This is a genomic window from Terriglobia bacterium (genome assembly GCA_020072565.1).
Lineage (GTDB): Bacteria > Acidobacteriota > UBA6911 > UBA6911 > UBA6911 > JAFNAG01.
This window is the reverse complement of record JAIQGI010000048.1, coordinates 57,743-78,769: the sequence shown is the minus strand read 5'-3', so window position 1 is coordinate 78,769 and position 21,027 is coordinate 57,743. Positions and strand designations below refer to the sequence as shown.

The following is a 21,027-nucleotide window of genomic DNA, read 5'->3' as shown; positions in this document are numbered from 1 at the left end:
CAAGGTCGCATCGCCAAAGTTATGCAGAGCCGTACAGCGATACTGCACCTATGACAAACGGAATCGCCCCAACTTTGTCTCCGCAATGGAAGCGATCCTGCGGAAAACAGCTGGCTCTCCTTAACTTGACGCGCATGCCCTTCAGGGCTCCTTCTTCATTTGCTTCCAACCCCGGGCTCACGCCCGGGGCTAGGCTGCTTCCGCCCCGTCGGGGCTGGGATCTTTCATTATTGTCAGTGTATTTCATGATCCTACCTGATGTTCGAGCGGGAGGCGTTTGGCGTCGGGGGGCTTCTTGGTCAGCTTGAAGTTGACCGGGAGGGTGTACCAGCTGGTTACGGCACGGCCGTTTTCCATCCTGGGTTCAAAGCGCCAAAGTTTGGCAGAATCGATCACGGCTTTGGCCAGCCTCCGGTCGCCGCTGACGATCATCCCCTTCATTACCTGCCCCATCTCGTCGATCAACAGAGCGACGACTACCTGGCCTTCGACCTTGTTGAGATGCGCGACAAAGGGGTATGGGATCTCGCTCTGGCTGATGATGCGCACGGGATAGGTTTTGCCGTCACTCTTTGTTTCAGGAGTGCCCACCGTCACCGAGACGCCATCCTTTGGCTTCGCCGGCTGTGATGTGGCCTTTTGCAGAAGGCGGCGAACCTCCTCTTCATCCAAGCGCATTCCGGAATCTTGATGATCCGTGGATGCCTTCGATTCATCACGGTTGAGCTCCAGCGCCCGGGTCAGGAGGTCTTTCGCCTGGTCGAAGTTTCTCTGCTCAAATTGAATGCGGCCGAGACCCGCCAGGGCAAGCGCCGGCGGCGGATTGAGTTCGCTGACCAGGCGCTGATAAACAGTCTTGGCCTCGTCGGGCCTGCCGTTTTGCATCTCCACATCGGCGTAGAGCATGGCCAGCTCCGGATCCGCTTTTCCGTAGCGGCTATAAAGCCACAGGGTGAATGGAGCCGCTTTCCCGGGATCTCTCAGCTTGTCGAGGGCCAGCCGGGCCAGCTTCAAGTGCATCTCGCGGCTGTTCTGGCCAAGCTCGAGAGCCTTCCTGTAATCATCGAATGAGCGGACGAAATCCTGGCCGCGTTCCAGGAGCTGGGCCTTCAGTAGGTGCGATTCCGCGATATAGGGATCCTGTTCGAGGCTCTTGTCAATCAGCGCCAGCGCGCCGGCATCGTCTCCCCTGCCGGCGGCCGCCTCCGCCTTGAGCAGCCCGACCACCGCTTCGCGGCCGGTCGAGTATTTCTGGGTCAGGTTGAGCTGACGGCGCTGGGAGAAATGTTCGGGAAGACCTGTTTCCTTGTCGATCCCGGGGTGGAAAGCTGCCGCCAGGTCGCTCCGCTGGCGCGCAGAGTTTTTTGAGTAGGGTGATGCCAGCGGGTCCCCGATGACGATCTCACGCCAACTGAGGTAGCGCGACGCGGCATAACAGGCTTCCGCCAGGTTGTAACCGGCGGCGTAGGCCGGAAAGAGGATCTGGGGACGGATGTAGCCGTCCGGCGTCGGATCGGCCACATATCCGACGAATCCGGTCACACCGCTCTCGACGAAGCGCGCGGCCAGCGATCCTGCATCCTGATCCCGGTTCTGCCCGCGCCAGATCCTGGCCGTGACCTTGTCGAGAACGGTCGCGAGGGCTCCCGGGCTCCATTGGATCTGCGGGATGCGGCCGGCCAGGTTCATATCAGCCGAACCCTGGTTGAGGTAGCCTTGAACCGCTGCCAGGTTATCGAGAACCTTGCCGGTGTTGTCCACGGTAGCCTTGCGACCCGCTTCCTTCAACGCCGCGGCCGCCTGCTGAGTCCAATCGGCTTCGGCGGACTGCTGCGCGGAAGCCAGATCGAAATAGAAATCCCCGTTTGCTTCTGCTGCCAGAGCGCGGTCCACGAGCAGGATGGCGTGGACGGCCGATGAACCGGTCAGGCGCGTCACCAGGTAGATGTCGTAGTCACGGCGCACAAAAGGCCGGAAATTCTCGCGGTTGAATTCAACAGCGAAATACGGATTCTCGACCCGGCCGTGATAGGGGAAGCTTCCCATTACCAGGTAGCGGTAAACCAGGGCCAGCTCCGTATCGACGGAGGCAAGGTCTCCGATCGGGCTCGCGTTGCCGTCGACGACCAGCGGCAGGCCACGTGTGGTGACGATGTACAGGATTTGATCCTGAAGGGCCTGGGAACGGAGGTGATCGGCCACGGGGCGGAGGATCTCGCGCTCGAAGGTGTCGCGCGAGATGGTGTCGGATTCGGTGGTGCGGAGCCGGCAGATGTTGGCAGCAGGCAGTTTTCGCTTCTCGGCATAGTAACGCGCGATCGCTTTGGAATCCTCGCTGTTGTCGTTGACCACCAGCAGGACGTTATCCGGGGACTGTGCCACGCAGCGCGGGAGTTGCATATGAAAAACGAAGAAAAGCAAGAGCAACCGCGAAGGCGCCAGGACGCGAAGCAACGCTGACAGACACGAATGGCGCTTAAATAAGGGTGATTGGAATCGTCTTGAGCGTACCAGGAGCAAGGGCTTAAGCCCCGAAAGGGGCGTCCGCAGCCGCAGCCCAGGGCGTGAGCCCTGGGAATGGGGAGCCGTTAACAAAGAGAGCCCTGTAAGGGCGATGCCAGGTCCTTGTAATCGGGGCATTGCAGGCGTTCCTGCATCGCCCTTACAGGGCTCATCCATCATTTGCGCCTTATCCCAGGGCTTGCGCCCTGGGCTGAAAACTACGGCCGCCCTTCCAGGGCTTGCGGACGCCAACGGTTACGGACGCCAACGGCTTGCGGGCGCCAACGGCTACGGACGCCAACGGCTTGCGGGCGCCAACGGCTACGGACGCCAACGGCTGCGGGCGCCAACGGCTGCGGAGGCCAACGGCTGCGGGCGCCAACGGCTGCGGGGATTGTAGCAACCGATGGCTCGTCGGAATGGCTGAGCCCGCCAGGGTCGCACCCTATTTCCTTAATTAAGCGCCATTCCTGACAGACGGCGATCTTTTCCTTCGTGGCGCCCGCGTTCGTCAGCGTTCATCCGCGTCCCCAAATTCATCTTAAGGGGCTATCCACTTCACTCTCGTAACCACAAGGCCTTGTGGTTTGGGCCCTCCCCCCGCTTGAGCTAACGGTCACGGCGCTTCAGAATTGCGCCAGAGCCCGGCGCCAACGGCCCAAGGAAGTCGGCGATCTGGGTGAAGATCATGCAGCCACGCGTAATCGGCCTCCGGAAGCCATTGAACACGCCAAAGCAGAGAAGACATAGGGAACTGGCCACGACAGGTTGTACCTACGAGAGCGAAGTGGATAGCCCCCTTCATCTTATTATCATTGTTCCAGATAGGTTTTGGGGTGGGGAGCAAGTTTGCGCTTGCCGTAGGGGTAACGATCCCGGCTTTTGTAGTGGTAGTACTTGTAGTCGTACTGGGTGTTGAACATCATCGGCTTGACGTCGTTCAGGACCACGCCGACCAGCTTGTTGCGGTCCAGGTTCCGGAAAGCTTTCTCGATGCTGCTGTACGAAGTCCGGCCGCAGCGGACGACCAGGATCAGGCCGTCGGACAAAGACGTCAGGAGCTGCGCATCCGAGATCGGGGCGAAGGGGGGTGAATCGAGGATGATGGTGTCAAACTCGATTTTCAGGTATTGGATCAGCTTCTGCATCTTCTCGAGTGACAGCAGCTCGACGGGATTGGGCGCAACACCCCCGGCGGTCAGAAAATAGAGCCTTTCGCAGCGCCGCATGTAGCAATAGGGCTGGAGGTAATCGCCCTCCAGGTAGCCGAGCAATCCAGGCTCGAGGGAAGTCCCGAGGAACTGGTGCAGGCTCGGGTTTCTCAGATCGCAATCGACGATGATGATGCGCCGGCCCGGATCCCTGGAACATGAAGCGGCAAGGTTCACGCTGATCAGCGACTTGCCGTCCTGGGTGTGAGGGCTCGAAACCGTGATGACGCGGAGCGGCCGGTCGGAGGAGGCTTCGCTGAGACGGACCTTGAGGGTCTTGAACTGCTCGCTGACGAAGGAAGATTCGTTGAGCAGGGTCTCGAGCTTATCACTCAGGCCGGCCTTGCGGATTTCGGGCGTCAGACGCTCGAAGGGGAAGCTCTCGCGGATGACGAGGGCCGTCTCATCGCTGGGAGTGTTCTCCACAAGCGAAATCAGATGCAGGGAGTTGAACACGCACAGGACCTTGCCGAGACGCGTATAATCCAGGCCGGTGGCCGCAGCGAGCTCCTGAATCGTCCGCGGCAGCGTAAGCTCGTTCAGTACGGAAAGTTCCTGCGGATACCAGGGAAGACCGGAACAGCCTTTTCCGTTGGTAAGGGCGATGCGCCGGCTGGGCTCCAGATTGAACGGCTGGAGGTTGACCCTGGCCAGCTCGAGAAGCAGGCGGTTGAGGTCGAGCCGCGCAGGCATGAAAAAGGAATCCGAGGTGTGCTTGAACGACCGGATCTCGAAATCGTTGTCGAGCGCGTGCGCCAGTGCCTGAACGATCTGCTCCCGAACGAGGCCCTCCAGCTCTGTTCCCTCGAGCAGCTTCCTGCGTACCGCGGCTTTTCCCACCGGAATGCGCCGGCGGCGCGCTTCCTTCAGCACGAGATCGACATCGGAATCGTCGACATGCGCGAGCTTTGACAGAAACCGGCCCAGCTGCAGTTGCGCGACATTTGTGGCGGCCGCGCTGATGAGCCCTTCACGAAAATAGACCTTGATCTCCTTTTCGCCCTTTTCGAGTAAGAGAGACCCGGTTTCCCCATCCTTCTGGATGCGGCAGATTCTATCGAGAAGTTCGTCTGGGTTGGGCATTGCTAGCTCGTGATCCTTTCCGTAAGCTTTTCGATGAGCGGATCGAGGAGACGCAGGAGAGCAGACTGCTTCAGGTAGAGATAATAAAGCCCTCCCAGGTAGACCCCGGCAGACAGGACAAGCAGCACGGCGTGCGCCAGCCTCCTTCTGCGCGCGCGTATGATGTCGGATACCGAGACCAGCGTGGGAATCTCGACCAGCACCGGCGTCTCGAGCAGCCTCTCGAGCTCGCGCTGGGTCCACACCATCTGATTCAAGCCATCGACGATCCAGGCGACCACAACCCCGACCGCAAGACTGATCGCCCATCCGATCAGAACGATTACGCGCGCCGCCGGTGTGATCGGCTCCAGCGGGTAATTGGCCTGGTCAACGATGATGAACTGGGATCCTTTCTGATTGCTTTCGAGGCTCTCCGCCAGTTTGGCCTGATCCAGCTTCTCTTTGAGGTCTGTGTGTTGTTTGGTCAAATCCGCGTTCGCCCGCAGCGCGGCGGCCATCTCCTGCTCGACGCCCGGGGTGTTCTGGATGCGCTGCGTGTAACGCTCCATCTCGGCCTCGATCGTTTTCTTTTCCTTCTCGCGGATCTCGATTTCGGTCTTTACCTGGCGCAGCTGAGAGGTGAGGCTCTGGTAAACCGGGTTGGGAGCCGTAACCGCAGACTCCTCGTCGGTGACCGTCTGCCGGGCTGTTGCCAGATCCTCCGGTGGAATTTCCTTTTTCAGCTGATCCAGCTCGTCCTTGAGCCGTTGGGCGTCAGGATATTTCGCGGTCGCCTTTACGAGCAGTTCCTTGTATTCCCGCTCCTTGGTCAGGTATTTCTCCACGAGCGGATTGCGGACCGGAACGGCTGCCACGACCGCTTTGCCCGGGACGTCGCGGGCTATCATCGGCGGCGTTTCCGAGATCTGCCGCTCGAGTGTCATCTGCAAACTCAGGTGACGGTCCAGGGCTTCGAGATTGGAGGTCTTCTGGAGCTGGAGGCGGTCCAGGGTGCGAAGGTTGGTCTCGAGCTCGCCGGGCAGCTCATAGCGGAAACGTTCTTTTAAGGTCTTGAGCCTGTCTTCCGATTGCTTCAGCTGGTCGGCGACCTTGTTCAGCTCGCCGGAAAGAAAGGTGGTCGTGCCGAAGACCTGGTCTTCGCGGGCGCGGTTGTCCTGCTCGATGAACAGCGAAGCCAGCCGGGCCGTGATCTTCTGTGCCAGCTCCTGATTCCGATCGCGATATGAGATGCGGAAGCTCGTGGTGGGGAGATATACGCCGTTGCGGCGCTCGGAATAAAAATCGATCTTTATCTGTTGTTTCAGCTTGAGGACTTTGCGGTCGTCGTTAAGGCCGCGAAATGCCACCAGGCGGTCTTCGAACTCGTTGAGAATCTTCAGCAGGTTGGTCCGGCTGAGAATTGTCTGCTCAATCGAGCTCAGGCGCTGATCGGTGCTGCCGGCGATCAGGTCCTTGACGAAATCCGTGGGCACGTCGCGCGGCTGGATCAGGATCATGGTTTCCGACAGGTAGACCTTGGGAAACAGCATGGAAATGAGAACCGTGAGCGCCGAGAGAGCGACGAAGGTGATGATGACCCACCAGCGCCGGCGTACGATGAGCGCCAGATAGTCTTGCAGGCCACGCAGTCTTGCTTTTTTCATCGTGAACCTCGCCAAAGCCCGGGAGCACTGAAGCGAATCGAGAGGTAAAGAAGCCCGTACGTCGAGTTCAGGAGGGCAGCGCCCTCGTTTTTCCGGTAACTGCCGCCGCAGATCAGAAACAAATGGGGATTTAGCATAAATGCAAGGGACGTCGCGCCGTAGTAGCCTCGGGTACTGTAGGGATTGTCCAGCCTGCCCTTGCCCCGGAATGCCGAAAGATTTGCGTCGATCATCGTCCTTTTTCCGAAGATGCGGGAAAAGGCGAGACCCGCATTGTCGATGTCCGAGACTGAACCCATGCCGGTGCTGTCGCCCGAACTGTGCGAGGCGTGCAGCGACAGCCGGTTGGCGTTGATGATTTTCGAAAAGCTCGCCGATGCGCGGTAGCCTAAGGAATCCCGGTTTGATGCCCGGCTCTGAGTTAAGGTGGGGCCGGCTTCGAGCGCAAGAGTCGCGGTTGGACTAAGAGTGAGAGAAAGGCCCATCTCCGCACTGTGAGTGCGGGCATTTCCGTAATTCGTGAAGCGGTTTTGCGCAATCGTGTATTTGACATGCCAGGTATGGTGGCCGCTCAGCTTGCGCGAGTAGGCGAGGTTCCCTTCGAATCTGAGTTGGTTCGAAAGCCGGCCGCCGAATGACGCGATGTTCCCGTAACGGAGGTAGGACGAGGAAGCGGCGAAGGTCAGGTACGATGCGGGGCCTACATCCAGATCGAGACCGGCGTTCGCATTGCTGCTGATGCTGTCTCGCCTGGCCAGGGCCGGTTCGTAAGCATAGCGGAAGTCCGCGGAACTGAGACCGGCGCCGCTGGAGACATTGAAGGCGGAAAAGTTGGAGGAGCTTGCCCTCTCCGCAAGCCGCAAACGCGCACTCCTGCTGAGCCGGGCCGTGAAATTCATGTCGGCATTATGGAGAATTACGTTCAGGGACGATTGGTTATTCGACCGCAACCACATGAAAGCATAAGTGAGATCCAGCTGCGAATTCGCACCCTGGGAACTTATCCTGAGCGCGGGAGACACTCCGAAAATCGGGATTATGCGCTTCTGGAGAGTGGCAAAGTTGAAGCCGGCTCCGCCCTGCTGTTCCATCGCGCCGCCAAAAAAGTCAACCTGAGTGCCGAGCACGTTCTTGCGCTGAGCCAGGCCCGTCTGGCACATGGCAGCCAAAGCGACCCAGAGCATCAGATGACGAATGACCAAAGCCGATTTCACCGGTCTTCTCCGCATTCTCAGCGAACTCCGCATTGTTTTTGTAGCTGAGCCACGCCCGCCTGGCACATGGCAGCCAAAGCGGCCCAGAACATCAGATGACGAATGACCAAAGCCGATTTCACCGGTCTTCTCCGCGTTCTCAGCGAACTCCGCGTTTTTTTTGTAGCTGCGCCAAGCCCGCCTCGCACATGGCAGCCAAAGCGACCCAGAGCATCAGATGACAAACGACCAAAGCCGATTTCACCGGTCTTCTCCGCGTTCTCAGCGAACTCCCCGTTTTTTTTATAAGCGACTACGCCTGGAAGGCGTATCTTTGGCTTGCTCGGCAAAGCGGCGCAAGCCACCTATCAGAACGCACTGTTGGGGCCGATCCGATTGAAATTCTTCGCATCCCCGCCCAATCATCTTCTCATCAGTTCCGCGCACCTTCCCCGAGCCCCGCAGGGGCGACCGCAGCCAATAGCCCAGGGCGCAAGCCCTGGGTCCAGGCGATCGCAACAAGGAGCCCTAAAGGGGCGATGCAGCCCACCCGCCTTTTCTGTGTCGCCCTGTCAGGGCTCATCCTTGGGCTCCGGTCCAATCCCAGGCCTTGCGGCCTGGGCTGTAAACTGCGGACGCCCCTGCGGGGCTAGTGGCAATCCACGGCTCGCTGGAACGCGAGACATGCTGTGGATGATCACAAGCCTGGCCTGCGGGGCTAGTGGCAATCCACGGCTCGTCGGAACGTGAGACATGCTGTGGATGATCACAAGCCTGGCCTGCGGGGCTAGTAGCAATCTACGGCTCGCTGGAACGTGAGACACGCTGTGGATGATCGCAAGCCTGGCCTGCGGGGCTAGTGGCAATCCACGGCTCGCTGGAACGCGAGACATGCTGTGGATGATCACGAGCCTGGCCTGCGGGGCTAGTGGCAATCCACGGCTCGCTGGAACGCGAGACATGCTGTGGATGACCACAAGCCTGGCCTGCGGGGCTAGTAGCAATCTACGGCTCGCTGGAACGCGAGACATGCTGTGGATGATCACGAGCCTGTCCTGCGGGGCTAGTAGCAATCCACAGATCGACGGAACGTGAGACATGCTGTGGATGATCACAAGCCTGGCCTGCGGGGCTAGTAGCAATCCACGGATCGACGGAACGTGAGACATGCTGTGGATGATCACAAGCCTGGCCTGCGGGGCTAGTAGTAATCCACGGCTCGCTGGAATGGCTGAGCTTGCCAGGGTCGCACGGGCAGAGGCCGTGGGTTCAGCACGCACTAAGGGACGACTACGACATCGCCCGATCGCAGCAGGATGTTCTGTTCCGGCTGCCTGCCTTTGATCACGTCCCGGTAGTTGAACTCGAAGACGACGTTTTCTTTCCCCAGGTTCCTGATGACCGTGATCTCCGAGTCTTTGGCAAAATCCTGAAAGCCGCCGGCCAGGGCGAGGGCCTGCAAAACCGTCACCTGTTTTTCCAGGACCACGGCACCCGGTTTCTGCACCTTGCCCACGACATAGACTACGTAACTCCGGATCGCTTCGACGATGATGGTGACGGCGGGGGCGTTCAGATACTCCTTCAGCTTGCCCTCGATCTTGTCTTTCAACTCGCCCGGGCTGATGCCGGCGGCCTGCATGTCCTGAACGAGCGGGAAAGAAATCCGCCCGTCGGGCCTGACCAGGACCTTGCGCGTCAATTCCGGCTCTTTCCAGACGAAGATCTCCAGAACATCGTTGGGCTGGATCACGTACAGGGGCTCCGGACGGTTATTCGCAGGCGCTGCGGCGTCGACCTGCTGCTTGCGAGCGTCCTGCTTCGCGACCGCCACAGGCAAGGCCAGAAGGACGCCGAGGAAGAATAGGGATTTGCATAACCGGCGGCTGATTATTTCTCTCATCGTAATCACCTGAAAAATGACAATTGATTTTGGGACGCGGAAAAACGCCGCCGGGCGCCGACAGTTTTGGTCTTGTCAGCGTGCAGGAGCTTTTGCCGCCCCGCAGCGGTCAGCGCTGCGCTGACCGCGTCCGTCGGCGGCCAATTCCCTGCTTCTTTCTGCTTGCCATCCGGCTTCATGAAGGATCTGGGTTGGGTAAAGCTCACGCTCTGTCAGTCACAGGGGTGGGATTGCCGTTGAGATCCGCTAAAACCTTTGTCGGCATGAACTCCCAGCGGACTGGTTCATGGCCCAATGTTGCACGAGACAGGTCACAGACCCCGGCGGGCCTGCAAGGATTTCAATCGTTGCAGGCAACCGCCTTTTCCGCGGGAGGATGATCGCAGGCACCTGGGGCAGCTGCTTCCAGAAGCAGAAGGCTCACACTTTCTGATAGCGGCGAACCCTTTTTCAGGCACATTGCGCCTCTTCCGTTAGTCAGGACCGCGGAAGTTGAGGTTAAGGGTCTGGTTTCTCGATGGGGGCTATGCTAGGCGAGACGCAGCGAGAGTGTCCATGGCCCGGGGGTGGGGGCGCAGGTGGCACCCAAGTGCCATTTCGGATGACGAAACGACAGATTACGAGTGACGCATCAAGCTGAAAGACATAGCTCACGCGGGGCGGGAGTGACAGAGGACGATCAGGAAAACAGCGCGAATTGTCACGCTCTTACTTATGCCTGTGCTGCATAGGAATTTTGTTTCAGCCTTGCCTCCGCTTCCGTATGGTTTCGTACCATCTATTTTAGTGCTTGCTTCATGTTTTCTTTTGCAACACCTGTGCCAAATCCCGCTCCGGAAGACATGCTCCGGTGCGCAAATGCAAAAGCATATGGGAATAAAAGAATTATCGTTGAGCCGGCACGATTGCCGGGATTCGGCCGCGGCTTTGCCGGTGGATCGCCGGTGTCCGCGTTTCCGACGGTGGTTTCGGATGCATGGAAGGAAGTCTCCTGATCAGAACCGGTTAGGCTCTCAGCGCCGGGGTGCAGGGAAACGGGACATGGAAAAGGGCTGTTGATCAGCACGCGGAAGAACGCCGACGGACGCCGGCGGCCGGCATAACGCCCAAGGCTGTGCCTGCGACTTCAGGTGGGTGAATCCCCATAGAGCACTCGGCCCGTGAGAGTGTCCGGGCGCAGCAAGCACTTCTGACGGGGGCTGCATGTCTCTGCGGTTTTGTTGTTCGTGAATCAGCTGCGCTTGAAGCGGTACTGCATGATGGCGGCCGCCAGGGAGGGATGAACGTCGGGCACCGCGGATGGCTCTGTGCGCACAACCGGTCCCAGGCAGACGACGTTCGCCGGGCTCCCCCCGGTGATCTCGGAGGGAAAGAGAATCTGCATCTCGAGCATCGTCTTGGGCGCGAGCGCGACCGGCGCGTGAAACAGAAGACCCGACCGGCTGATATTGATGGTCCGGCTGTCGATCCAGTCGCTTGCGCCGCTCTCACGGTAACGCAACGGCGTTTGAATTGGAAACCGTTGAGCTCTCGGCTTCAGTGTGCTTGCTTGGGACGTGGTGTTCTGCGGCATGACCTCGGACCCGCTCAGAAGAGCATAAGTGAGCGCTTGCTCCCGATCTCGCATCAGAGTTTCCCAGTGGTAACGGGACCGTATCATCAGACTATCGCACGCGGCAATGGCACGCAAGTAGGGTCTCGGAGTGGCACGCAGGTGCCGAATTTGAAACACGAACGCAGACAAATGCAGGCGGACGCCGACAGACGCAGCCGAACGCCGACAGTTTTGATCTTGTCGGCGTGCAGGAGCTTTTGCCCGCGTCCGTCAGCGGCCAATTCCCTGCTTTTATCGGCGTGCTATGCAACTTCGTGAGGAATTCAGGCTAGAGGTCCTGGTGCATGGCGTGGAGGGCGAGTTCCAGGCGGTTTGAGACGCCGACCTTCTCGAAGATGTTCGTCAGGTGGTGCTTCACGGTCTGCTCGCTGATCTGGAACTTGAGCGCGATATCCTTGTTGGTGTAACCGTCCACGATCGAATTCACGACGTCGACCTCGCGCACCGTCAGATGGCGCCCGTTGGTTTTCGCCGCCTCGGATTCCGCCGCAGGAGGAGTCTGGAGGTATTCGATGACGTCACACATGCTGTCGTGCCCCACCCAATACTCACCCGCAGCCACGGCGCGGATGCCTTTGACGAGGAGTTGCGCGGTTGTTTGCTTGGGCACCACGCCGCGCGCCCCGAGCTTCAGCGCCTCGACGACGTGATGTTTTTCGGAGGTGTCGGCCAGAACGATGGTGCGTACCCGGTGCGAGTTCCCGGCAACCCGGCGCAGGGCCTCCATCCCGGGCAGGTACGATGTGATCAGATCCAGCAGCAGAATGTCCGGATGGAGCTTGTTCACCTGCTCCACTGCTTCCCTGCCATCGGCCGCTTCGCCGATGACGCAAAGGCCCGGCTGCTGATCCAGCAGGTTCCGCAGCGCTTCACGAAACATGGCGTGTTGCTCCACAACGAGAATCCGGATTCCCTGGCGATCAGCACTCATATCGATCCTGAATGGAGGACTTCATTTGAAACGCAGCCGCACCATTTCGCAATAGCACGAGAGTCAAACGGGTATAGCACCTCCGTGCTACAAATCATCTGCCACTCGATACTTGTTTCACCAGTCCATGATGAATGGCGAACAGGGCCAGTTCCAGGCGGTTGCACACCCCGACCTTGTCGAAAATGTTGGTGGCGTGATGCTTCACCGTGTCTTCGCTGATAGTGAACTTCCTGGCGATCTCACGGTTCGAATAGCCGGAGACGATCGCAGCCACAATCTCCAGCTCCCTCCGGGTCAGGCCGAACTTCCTCAGGCGCGGCTTTGTGCCCGACAAATCCGGCAGCTTGCGCGGCCCCTTGCCGTTCCGAGCGACAGCCTGCGTGCCGATCCAGAGATTGCCTGCCATGACGCTGCGAATGCCCAGCACCAGCACCTCGGCAGCAGAATCCTTAAGCACTACACCCGACGCACCGCGCTGGAAGATGTCGGCGATCTCATCCCTGGCGCTTGCTGGGACGAGCACGACGGCACGCACTTTCCGCCTGCCGCCATAAAGCCGCCTCAGGTGATCCGTGCGCGCCAGCCCCGGCAGCTGCAGGCTCACCAGCAGGATGTCGGTCTTTCCCTCCCTCGCGAGCCTGGCGGTCTCCTGCGCATCCGCAGCTTCACCCACGATCCGGAAATCAGGCTCCCGCTCGAGCAGACACCTCAATCCTGAACGAAAGATCGAGTGGTCATCCGCTAACAGAATGCGAATTACGGAGCGCTTCTCATCCATGAGGCCGACGGGGGGAGACTCGCCCTCAAATCTCCATTACAAACCATTAAAAGCAGAGTTGATTATTTATTTTACGAGAACCGTATAAGTCGCTCGTTACTGGTCCATTTTAGGAGAAATTATCCCCACAGTCCACTAGAATTAGAAAATGTTAATTACTCTATGGCAACACACCGGCACACAAACAGGAGAGCTTCCTCGACTGAGATTCTGAAAGTAAATACGGCCGGCCAATTACCATGATATAATAGATGTTAAGTTAAGACTTCTGGCAAGCGCAAAGTTTCGCATTTCGTATCTCTGCGGCATTGACGAGGCCCGGCTCGTCAATTTTTGCTGCATTGGTTAATATTCTTTCCGGTGTGAGTGAGAGTTCTTTAAATTACTATGGCAACCAATGATAGAAACTCTCCAGCACTGACTACCTGGAAGGAAATCGCTGAATACCTCGGCATCTCCCAGCGCACCGCCCAAAACTGGGCAAAGGAGAAAGGCCTGCCTGTTAAACATCTGCCCGGGCCGCGTGGCAGGGTTTTGGCAGACCCCCTGGAATTGGAGAACTGGAAAAAAACCGCGGTGCTGATTCATGAGAACGGGCGCACTGCCTGGTACGCCAGTGTAAGATTCCTCAGGAGTTATGCCTTGGTATTGACGGCTCTTGCGCTGATCGCATTGGCCATTTCAGCGCGGAGCTACTTGGCCGCAGGCAAACCCGGCCCGCCTGCCGGCTATCACTTTGATTACAAAACTTTTGTGGCCACAGACTCAGCAGGAAACATTGTCTGGAAGGCGCCATTGCCGGAACCGGTTTATGCCCCACACTATGTTCCAGAACCCACCGCCCGGCCGCCCGTGTGGTTTGGAGATCTTAACGGGGATGGCAGGACGGAAACGCTCCTCCTGTACGACCCCATCAACAGGCACGAGGCCGGATGCACCCTGATATGCTTCTCCGACAAAGGCCGGGAACTATGGCACTTTGCCACAAATGGAACCGTTTCGGATCTGGAGAGGACCTTTTCTCCTCCCTTTCTGATTGCAAACTTCATGGTTGCGGATCCGGACAAGGATGGGAGAAACGAGATTCTGGTCACGAGTCACCACTTCTCAGACTATCCAAATCAATTCGTGATCCTCGACCACGACGGGAACGTGACTGGCGAGTATTGGCACTCGGGATTCCTGGGGTTGATTGACACCATGGATCTGGACCAGGATGGCGTCGATGAGATCCTCCTGGCGGACGTCAACAACGGTTACAAATCAGCCACGCTGGTGGTACTGGATCCGCGCAAAGTTGCCGGCGCCTCCAGCCAGCCTGCGGGTGACGTGCATCAGCTTCAGGGATTCATGCGCGGAAGCGAAAAAGCGGTTGTGCTGTTTCCACGGAGCTGCATCAACCAGAAGATTGACGACTACGACGTTACAGGTCTGATGAGCGTTCATGGGGGGACCATCCGGATTGAGACAGTTGAGAAAAAGGACGATCTGGGGTGCAGGATCACCTATGTCCTGGACGGGAACCTGACAGTCATCGACATTCAGGCGAGCGATCGTTTCCGGGCAGTTCACCGGGAGCTCGCCCTCTCCGGCACGCTTGACCACTCTTTTTCAGACCAGGAGTTGCAGGAGTTAAAGAAGGGGGTTCGCGTCATACGCAATGCGAGTGTGAAGTAAGGTTCACCACGCAGCACAATCATTCAAGAGTCATCTTCGGAATCGTCCCTCGTCTGCGAGGCACACCCAAACGCATGAAATCCGGGATCTAGCCACGGGCCAACCTGGATTTTGGACGCGGAAAAACGCTGACCGCCGCCGACCGCACGGTCCTGGTCCGCGTGCAGGAGCTTTTGACGCGCCGCAGGCGTTCTTCCGCGTCCTGAGATGCTTTCTCATCACCCGATTTGGCTTCGCGATCCAAGGAGCATGATTCTTCCCTCGGTTTTATGTTATGTTTACCTCCGTTTTTAAGGAAAGCGGCAGTCTGCGAATGATAGGTCAACTCAGAGGCAAACTTCTCCATAAGAAACCGAACCTGGTCCTGGTCGACGTCCAGGGGGTCGGCTACGAGGTATCCATCCCGCTCACGAGCTTCTACGAGCTCCCCGAGGAAGGGAACGAGATATCGCTCAAGGTGCACACCCACGTGCGGGAGGATGCGCTCGCATTGTTCGGGTTCTGCACGCAGCGGGAAAAGGACCTCTTCCTCAAGCTAATCTCCATCAGCGGCATCGGCCCCAGGCTGGCCGTCTCGATTCTGTCCGGCGCCAAAGTAGAGGAGTTGGCGCAGGCGATTGCCGACGGCAACCTGACGCGGCTCACCGCAATCCCAGGGATCGGGCGGAAGACTGCGGAGAGACTGGTCCTGGAATTGAAGAGCCAGATCACGCCGTTCCTGTTGCCGGAGCAGCAGCGGGCGGCCGGCGCATCCCGCGGCGCCGGTGGGCTGCAGGAAGACGTGCTCTCCGCCCTGGTCAATCTGGGGTATCCGAGGGCCGGAGCGGAGAAGGCACTTGCGGCCGTCCTCCGCTCTGGAAATATAGAGCGCTCCTTTGAGGGGCTGCTCAGGCACACACTGCAAATGCTGGCCGGATAGCGGCCTCAACCTGGCGTACTGCAATGACGGAACAGAGTTCTCACCACACTCTCCTGAGCCCGGTCGCCCGTACCGAGGAGCAGTCTTTTGAGCTGAGCCTCCGTCCTCAGCACCTGAAGCAGTACATCGGGCAGGACAAAGTCAAAGAAAACATCGAAATCAGCATCCGGGCGGCGACCAGGCGCAAGGAGGCGCTCGACCACGTGCTTTTGTATGGCCCGCCCGGGCTGGGAAAAACGACCCTGGCCACGGTGATCGCCAACGAAATGAACGTGAACATCCGGACGACCAGCGGGCCGGTCATTGAGAAGCGGGGCGATCTGGCGGCCCTGCTGACCAATCTGAAGAAAAACGATATTCTGTTCATCGACGAAATCCATCGCCTGCATCCGGCCATCGAGGAAATCCTCTACCCGGCGATGGAGGACTTCTACATCGATATCATGATCGGGGAGGGCCCGGGCGCCCGCAGCATCAAGATGCCGCTGCAACGATTCACGCTCATCGGGGCGACGACGCGCGCCGGCCTGATTACCGCGCCCCTGCGCGGCCGCTTCGGGATCATCCATCGCCTGGATTTTTACAGCCACCAGGAGCTGGCGATCATTGTCCATCAATCCGCGGCATTGCTCGGGGTGGAAATCGATGACCACGGCGCGAACGAGATTGCCTCGCGCTGCCGCGGCACACCGCGCATCGCGAACCGCCTGCTCCGGCGCGTGCGCGATTACGCCGAGGTCAAGTCCGATGGCCGCATCACGCGCCCCGTGGCGATGGCCGCATTGACCATGATGGACGTGGACACGTACGGGTTTGACGAGATCGATCGCAAGCTCATGCTCACGATCCTGGAGAAATACAACGGCGGACCCGTGGGGGTGGGCGCCCTCTCCGCCGCGATCAGCGAGGACGAGGATTCGATCGAGGATATCTACGAGCCCTACCTCATCCAGATCGGTTTCCTGGATCGAACCCCGCGCGGGCGGATGGCTACACGCAAGGCATACGAGCATTTCAAGATTCTGCCGCCCAGCAGCCAGAAGAACCTGTTTTGAAGGGTGAACCATGTCCGCGGCCATTGATCTCGAACCTAAGCTCCGCAAGCTGCAGCAGGCGATTGAAACCGTCGTGCTGGGAAAATCCGAGCCAGTCAAGCTGGCTCTGGTAGCACTGCTCGCCGAAGGCCATCTGTTGATCGAGGATGTGCCGGGCGTGGGGAAAACAACGCTGGCACGGTCGCTGGCACAGGCCTTCGATTGCACCTTCCGCAGGATTCAGTTTACGAGCGATCTTCTGCCCTCGGATATCCTCGGCATTTCCGTGTTCAACCAGTCCGAGCAGGCCTTCGAGTTTCGCCGCGGCCCGATCTTTGCGAACGTGGTTCTGGCCGACGAAATCAACCGCACGACCCCCAAAACCCAGAGCGCGCTGCTCGAAGCCATGAGCGAAGGGAAAATCAGCGTCGACAACCAAACCTACTCCCTGCCTCGTCCGTTCATGGTCGTGGCTACGCAAAACCCGATCGAGCACCACGGTACCTATCCCCTGCCCGAATCCCAGCTCGATCGCTTCATGTTGCGCATTCGCATGGGGTATCCGGAGGTCGAAGCGGAGAAGGAGATCCTGCGGCGGCCAAATGGCCGGCCGAGCGTCGAGCAGATCGCGCCGGTACTGCAGGCCCGTGACATTCTCGAGGTTCAACAGGCCGTGACCGAGGTCCGCCTGGATGAGTCGCTGCTCGACTACATCCTGGCGATTGTGGAGGCCACGAGGCGTTCCGAGTTTCTGCTCGCCGGGGTGAGTCCGCGCGGCTCGCTGGCCCTTCATCGCGCGGCTCAGGCCCTCGCTTATTACGAGGGGCGGGACTACTGCATTCCCGACGACATCAAGCGGCTGGCACTGCCGGCACTATCCCACAGGGTGATCGTCAGCGCAAAGTATGCCTCCCCCGGCAAACGCAGTGAAGAAGCCGAGGAAATCCTTGCTGAGATCCTTCAGGGCATCGAGATCCCGCTTTGATGCGGACGTCCGGAGGTAGATTTGAGCCGCTGGCGTTCCCCCTTTTCTTTCAGCATCACGCGCGCAGGCAGCGTTTACATCCTTTCGGTTTTCCTGATTGCGCTGGCCGCCGTCAACACGGGTAACAACCTCCTGTACCTGATCCTGGCGACACTTCTCTCGGCTGCGGTCGCCTCCGGCATCTTCGCGCGCCTCTCGTTGCGTTCGCTTTTTGTTTCCCTGCAGGTGCCGCAGAATGTTTTCGAAAGAGAAACCGTTTCCATCAAGATCTCACTGAAGAACCGGAAGCGGTGGTTCCCGTCGTTCTCGATCCTGGTCGAGGACCTCTCCCTCATCCGCACCCGCCGTCGCCCCGGGCTCTTCCGCATGCTCAAGTTCTGGAACTCCGATTCCCCTTCCCGTGCCGGCGGAGAAACCCCGGTATTGCACCACCCGGCTTATTTTTCGGCGATTCCGCCCGGAGAGGCGCGTGCAGAGCTGATCTCACAAACTTTTGCGCGCCGAGGCAAATACCTCCTTGACGGCCTACGCCTCTCCACCCGGTTCCCTTTCGGATTTTTCTGCCGTGGCGAGCGCGTTTCTGTGAGTGGCGAGGTCCTGGTTTATCCTTCGATCCGCGAAATCTCCTCCGATTTCCACCTGCTCCCCTTCTTGCCTGGAAGGCTGGAAGGGAAGCGTCCCGGACAGGGCGAGAGTCTTTATGCGATCCGCACCTATCGCGAAGGGGAAAGCGCGCGCCTGATCCACTGGAAGGCGACAGCCAAAACAGGCAAGCTGATGGCGCGCGAGTATGCGCGCGATGAAGAGAGCGAGTTCTGCCTCATCCTGGACACGGCGATTCACTCTCCGCAGGCTGAATCTTCAGATCAGTTCGAGGGGGCGATCTCCCTTGCTGCCAGCCTGGCAGCGCATTTTGTCCGCGAAGGCGCGGAGTTCGAATACCTCACTCCCGGCGAATATGTTGCGCGCGGCACTGGCATCGAACACCTGTACCGCATCTTGCGCTCGCTCGCGGTGGTCAAATGCGAACCTGCCGCCGGCGCAGATTCCGGCGGCCGGGCTTTGACGGAGACTGAAGCCGATTTGAACAAGCAATTTTCTACAGGTCTGGAGAAAGATCAGTTGGCGCGGATAATGTCCGACAAGGTATTCAAGATCTTTCTGACCTCGAGGCCGAGGGGAACCTTCCCGGCGTCAATCTGGCGCTCCTCCTATGTGATCTATTTCGACGAGCTATGAGCTTCGCTGGCTGTTACAAACTGTCCATCTACCTCCTGGTCGCATCGGGATTCCTGGCCGCCGCTGCGACCGGGGCGCTCAATCCCATCGTTCTCGCGCTGCTTGGCTCCGTGCTCCTGGCCGGCTGGTTCATCGATACCGCCCGGCTCCGGCGTGCCCTTCCGGCCTGGGCGTGGCGGGGAGTCCTGCTTGCGGGTCTGCCGGCCTGGTACCTGGACCTCATTCTGCTTTCGCACTCACTCTTGTTGAGCACGCTGCACCTGATGCTCTTTGCTGCCGCCGTCAAGCTCCTCACCCGCCAGGAGGATCGAGACAACGTCTATCTCTATCTTCTCAGCTTCGGTGTGCTCCTCACAGCCGCGGTGCTGACCAGCCATGCTGTATTCCTGCTTTGCCTGTTTCTGTTTCTCTGTGCCGCTCTCAGCTCGCTCACGCTGTTCGAAATGAAGCGCAGCAGCGCGCGTGCCCGGGAAGGCGGAGTGATTCAGCCGGTCGTCATTCCCAGGAGCCTGAGAGGGACCGGGTTCGAGCTCTTCGCCGGTTTTCCCTCGAAGGCCATGGGAGCTCTCACGCTGCTGTTTTCCGTGTCGATCGCTATCCTCGCGGTTCCGCTCTTCTTTCTTCTTCCGCGGGTATCCCTCGGGGTCCATCACTACCCCGCCGGCCGGCCGGCGATCATCAGCGGTTTCTCCGAAACGGTCGAACTCGGAGACATAGGCCGCATCCAGGAATCAAACGAGCTGGTGATGAAAGTTCAAGTCGATGCTCCCCTAGCGCAGCAGCCGCCTGACTTGAAATGGCGCGGCATCGCTTTGGACCATTTCGACGGCAGGTCCTGGAGCCGAAGCCGCTCCGACCGCAATCGGATCCCAACGCAGGCAGGTTATTACAAGCTGGAGCAAACCACGCAAGGAACGAATGTCCTGGTGCAGACGTTCCTGCTGGAGCCGATCTCGACGGACATTGTCTTCGGAAGTCACAAAGTGCTGGCGGTCTCGCCCGATCTGGGGTGGCTCGAGCGCGACGGTTCCGACAACATCTACTCGCTCACGCAGAGAAAGAGCGCGATCCGCTATTCAGTCGTGTCCGATATCACCCGGCCCGATCCGGCGCTGATCGCGCCTCATTCCGGCAGGCCGCCGCGAGAGGTCGAGGCATGCTGCCTCCAGCTGCCGCAGGAAGACCCGCGCGTAGCGGAACTGGCACAGCGCGTGACCGCCGAGGCGGTAACAGGCTTTGCCAAGGCTCGGGCGCTCGAGAGCTACCTCCGCACCGCGTATGGATACAGCCTCGAGCTCAAGGGCACGCCGAACAGCGCCGATCCGCTGGCAATGTTTCTTTTTGATGTGCGTCGAGGACACTGCGAGTACTTCGCCACGGCGATGGCCGTCATGCTCCGGCAGCTCGGCATTCCGTCGCGCTTGGTCAACGGCTTTCGAGCTGGAGAATATAACAGCTTGTCCGATCATTGGACGGTGCGCCAGTACAACGCCCACAGCTGGGTCGAAGCCTGGTTTCCCCCCTACGGCTGGATTGAGTTCGATCCCACGCCGGCCGGATCGGAGCCTCAGACGCCGGCATTCTGGAAGACGATCACGAGGTTTGGGGATTCCTGCGACCTCTGGTGGTCGGAGCACGTGGTCAGCTATGACCTGCGGAAGCAATCCCGCCTCATCCGGGCAGGGGGTGGTATGCTTCAAGCCTTCCAACTGTCGGCCCGGGAGTATGCCGGCGCAGCCGGCCGGAGCTTCGTCGCGCAGCTAAGCAGCCTGCACTCGCCCCAACGGGCCGTCATCCTGCCGGTAATCCTCGCAATCTTTACGGTGGCGCTTCTCCTGACGGTTGCGTTCCTGTCGAGGCGCCCACGCCTGCTCATGCGCCGGCTTCGGCGCGTGGTGGGGCGCACACGCATCAGGAGGGACCAGCGCGCGGAAGTCATCAGCTTTTATGGGGAGGCCATCGACGTGCTGCAAAGCCATGGCTGGCAGCGAAGGAACAGCCAGACACCTCTGGAGTTTTCCCGGAACCTCGCGGGTGAGCCGTTCGGCGCAGCTCTGGCTTCGCTCACGGCTCTTTACAATCGGGTCCGTTTCGGAAAGGTGACCCAGGAAGCCGACGCCGCCAATGCGCGCGAGTTGCTCCGGTTGCTGCGCACCCCGCAAAAAGAAAACCGCCGGGCGTGAATTATTCATGGAGCAGAGCCGCACGCCCGTGAAAAGCAAAAGAATTGGACGCGGGTAAAAGTTCCTGCACGCCGACCGAGATCGAACGGTCGGCGAAGGTCAGCGTCTTTCCGCGTCCAAAACTG

15 protein-coding genes are annotated in these 21,027 nt (G+C 59.4%); 7 read left to right on the top strand and 8 right to left on the bottom strand.

The window, feature by feature from the left end; all coding sequences use genetic code 11:
• Window positions 1-243: 243 nt before the first annotated feature.
• Complete coding sequence (locus tag LAP85_23270) at window positions 244-2,400, bottom strand: TIGR03790 family protein (GenBank protein MBZ5499330.1); 2,157 nt, start codon at window positions 2,398-2,400, stop codon at window positions 244-246.
• Window positions 2,401-2,614: 214 nt separating this feature from the next.
• Between LAP85_23270 and LAP85_23265 the strand changes: the two genes are divergently transcribed.
• Complete coding sequence (locus LAP85_23265) at window positions 2,615-2,902, top strand: hypothetical protein (protein ID MBZ5499329.1); 288 nt, start codon at window positions 2,615-2,617, stop codon at window positions 2,900-2,902.
• A 412-nt stretch (window positions 2,903-3,314) separates the two neighbouring features.
• Here the strand turns inward: LAP85_23265 and LAP85_23260 are convergent, their stop codons facing one another.
• From LAP85_23260 to LAP85_23230, 7 genes are all read right to left on the bottom strand, one after another.
• Window positions 3,315-4,796, bottom strand: coding sequence for a CpsD/CapB family tyrosine-protein kinase (locus LAP85_23260; protein ID MBZ5499328.1), 1,482 nt, complete (start codon window positions 4,794-4,796; stop codon window positions 3,315-3,317).
• 2 nt (window positions 4,797-4,798) lie between these two features.
• Window positions 4,799-6,442 (bottom strand): hypothetical protein, encoded by a 1,644-nt coding sequence (locus LAP85_23255; protein ID MBZ5499327.1) that lies wholly within the window; start codon window positions 6,440-6,442, stop codon window positions 4,799-4,801.
• Window positions 6,439-7,656: a hypothetical protein gene (locus LAP85_23250; GenBank protein ID MBZ5499326.1), complete on the bottom strand. Its 1,218-nt coding sequence runs from the start codon at window positions 7,654-7,656 to the stop codon at window positions 6,439-6,441. The genes LAP85_23255 and LAP85_23250 overlap by 4 nt, the downstream gene beginning before the upstream one ends.
• Before the next feature lie 1,258 nt (window positions 7,657-8,914).
• Window positions 8,915-9,538, bottom strand: coding sequence for a polysaccharide biosynthesis/export family protein (locus LAP85_23245; protein MBZ5499325.1), 624 nt, complete (start codon window positions 9,536-9,538; stop codon window positions 8,915-8,917).
• 1,231 nt (window positions 9,539-10,769) lie between these two features.
• Complete coding sequence (locus LAP85_23240; GenBank protein ID MBZ5499324.1) at window positions 10,770-11,165, bottom strand: PilZ domain-containing protein; 396 nt, start codon at window positions 11,163-11,165, stop codon at window positions 10,770-10,772.
• A gap of 256 nt (window positions 11,166-11,421) precedes the next feature.
• On the bottom strand, window positions 11,422-12,084 hold the full coding sequence (locus LAP85_23235) for a response regulator transcription factor (GenBank protein MBZ5499323.1): 663 nt from the start codon (window positions 12,082-12,084) through the stop codon (window positions 11,422-11,424).
• A 94-nt stretch (window positions 12,085-12,178) separates the two neighbouring features.
• Window positions 12,179-12,865, bottom strand: coding sequence for a response regulator transcription factor (locus tag LAP85_23230; GenBank protein MBZ5499322.1), 687 nt, complete (start codon window positions 12,863-12,865; stop codon window positions 12,179-12,181).
• A 387-nt stretch (window positions 12,866-13,252) separates the two neighbouring features.
• Here LAP85_23230 and LAP85_23225 point away from each other — a divergent pair, with 387 nt between their 5' ends.
• The 6 genes from LAP85_23225 (at window position 13,253) to LAP85_23200 (ending at window position 20,902) form a co-directional block, all read left to right on the top strand.
• Complete coding sequence (locus tag LAP85_23225) at window positions 13,253-14,542, top strand: helix-turn-helix domain-containing protein (protein ID MBZ5499321.1); 1,290 nt, start codon at window positions 13,253-13,255, stop codon at window positions 14,540-14,542.
• A gap of 313 nt (window positions 14,543-14,855) precedes the next feature.
• On the top strand, window positions 14,856-15,461 hold the full coding sequence (gene ruvA, locus LAP85_23220; protein MBZ5499320.1) for a Holliday junction branch migration protein RuvA: 606 nt from the start codon (window positions 14,856-14,858) through the stop codon (window positions 15,459-15,461).
• Window positions 15,462-15,484: 23 nt separating this feature from the next.
• Window positions 15,485-16,516: a Holliday junction branch migration DNA helicase RuvB gene (gene ruvB, locus LAP85_23215; protein MBZ5499319.1), complete on the top strand. Its 1,032-nt coding sequence runs from the start codon at window positions 15,485-15,487 to the stop codon at window positions 16,514-16,516.
• A gap of 10 nt (window positions 16,517-16,526) precedes the next feature.
• Complete coding sequence (locus LAP85_23210; GenBank protein ID MBZ5499318.1) at window positions 16,527-17,480, top strand: MoxR family ATPase; 954 nt, start codon at window positions 16,527-16,529, stop codon at window positions 17,478-17,480.
• A gap of 21 nt (window positions 17,481-17,501) precedes the next feature.
• Window positions 17,502-18,719: a DUF58 domain-containing protein gene (locus LAP85_23205; GenBank protein ID MBZ5499317.1), complete on the top strand. Its 1,218-nt coding sequence runs from the start codon at window positions 17,502-17,504 to the stop codon at window positions 18,717-18,719.
• Window positions 18,716-20,902, top strand: a complete 2,187-nt coding sequence (locus LAP85_23200; protein ID MBZ5499316.1) for a DUF3488 and transglutaminase-like domain-containing protein — start codon at window positions 18,716-18,718, stop codon at window positions 20,900-20,902. The genes LAP85_23205 and LAP85_23200 overlap by 4 nt, the downstream gene beginning before the upstream one ends.
• Window positions 20,903-21,027 lie beyond the last annotated feature (125 nt).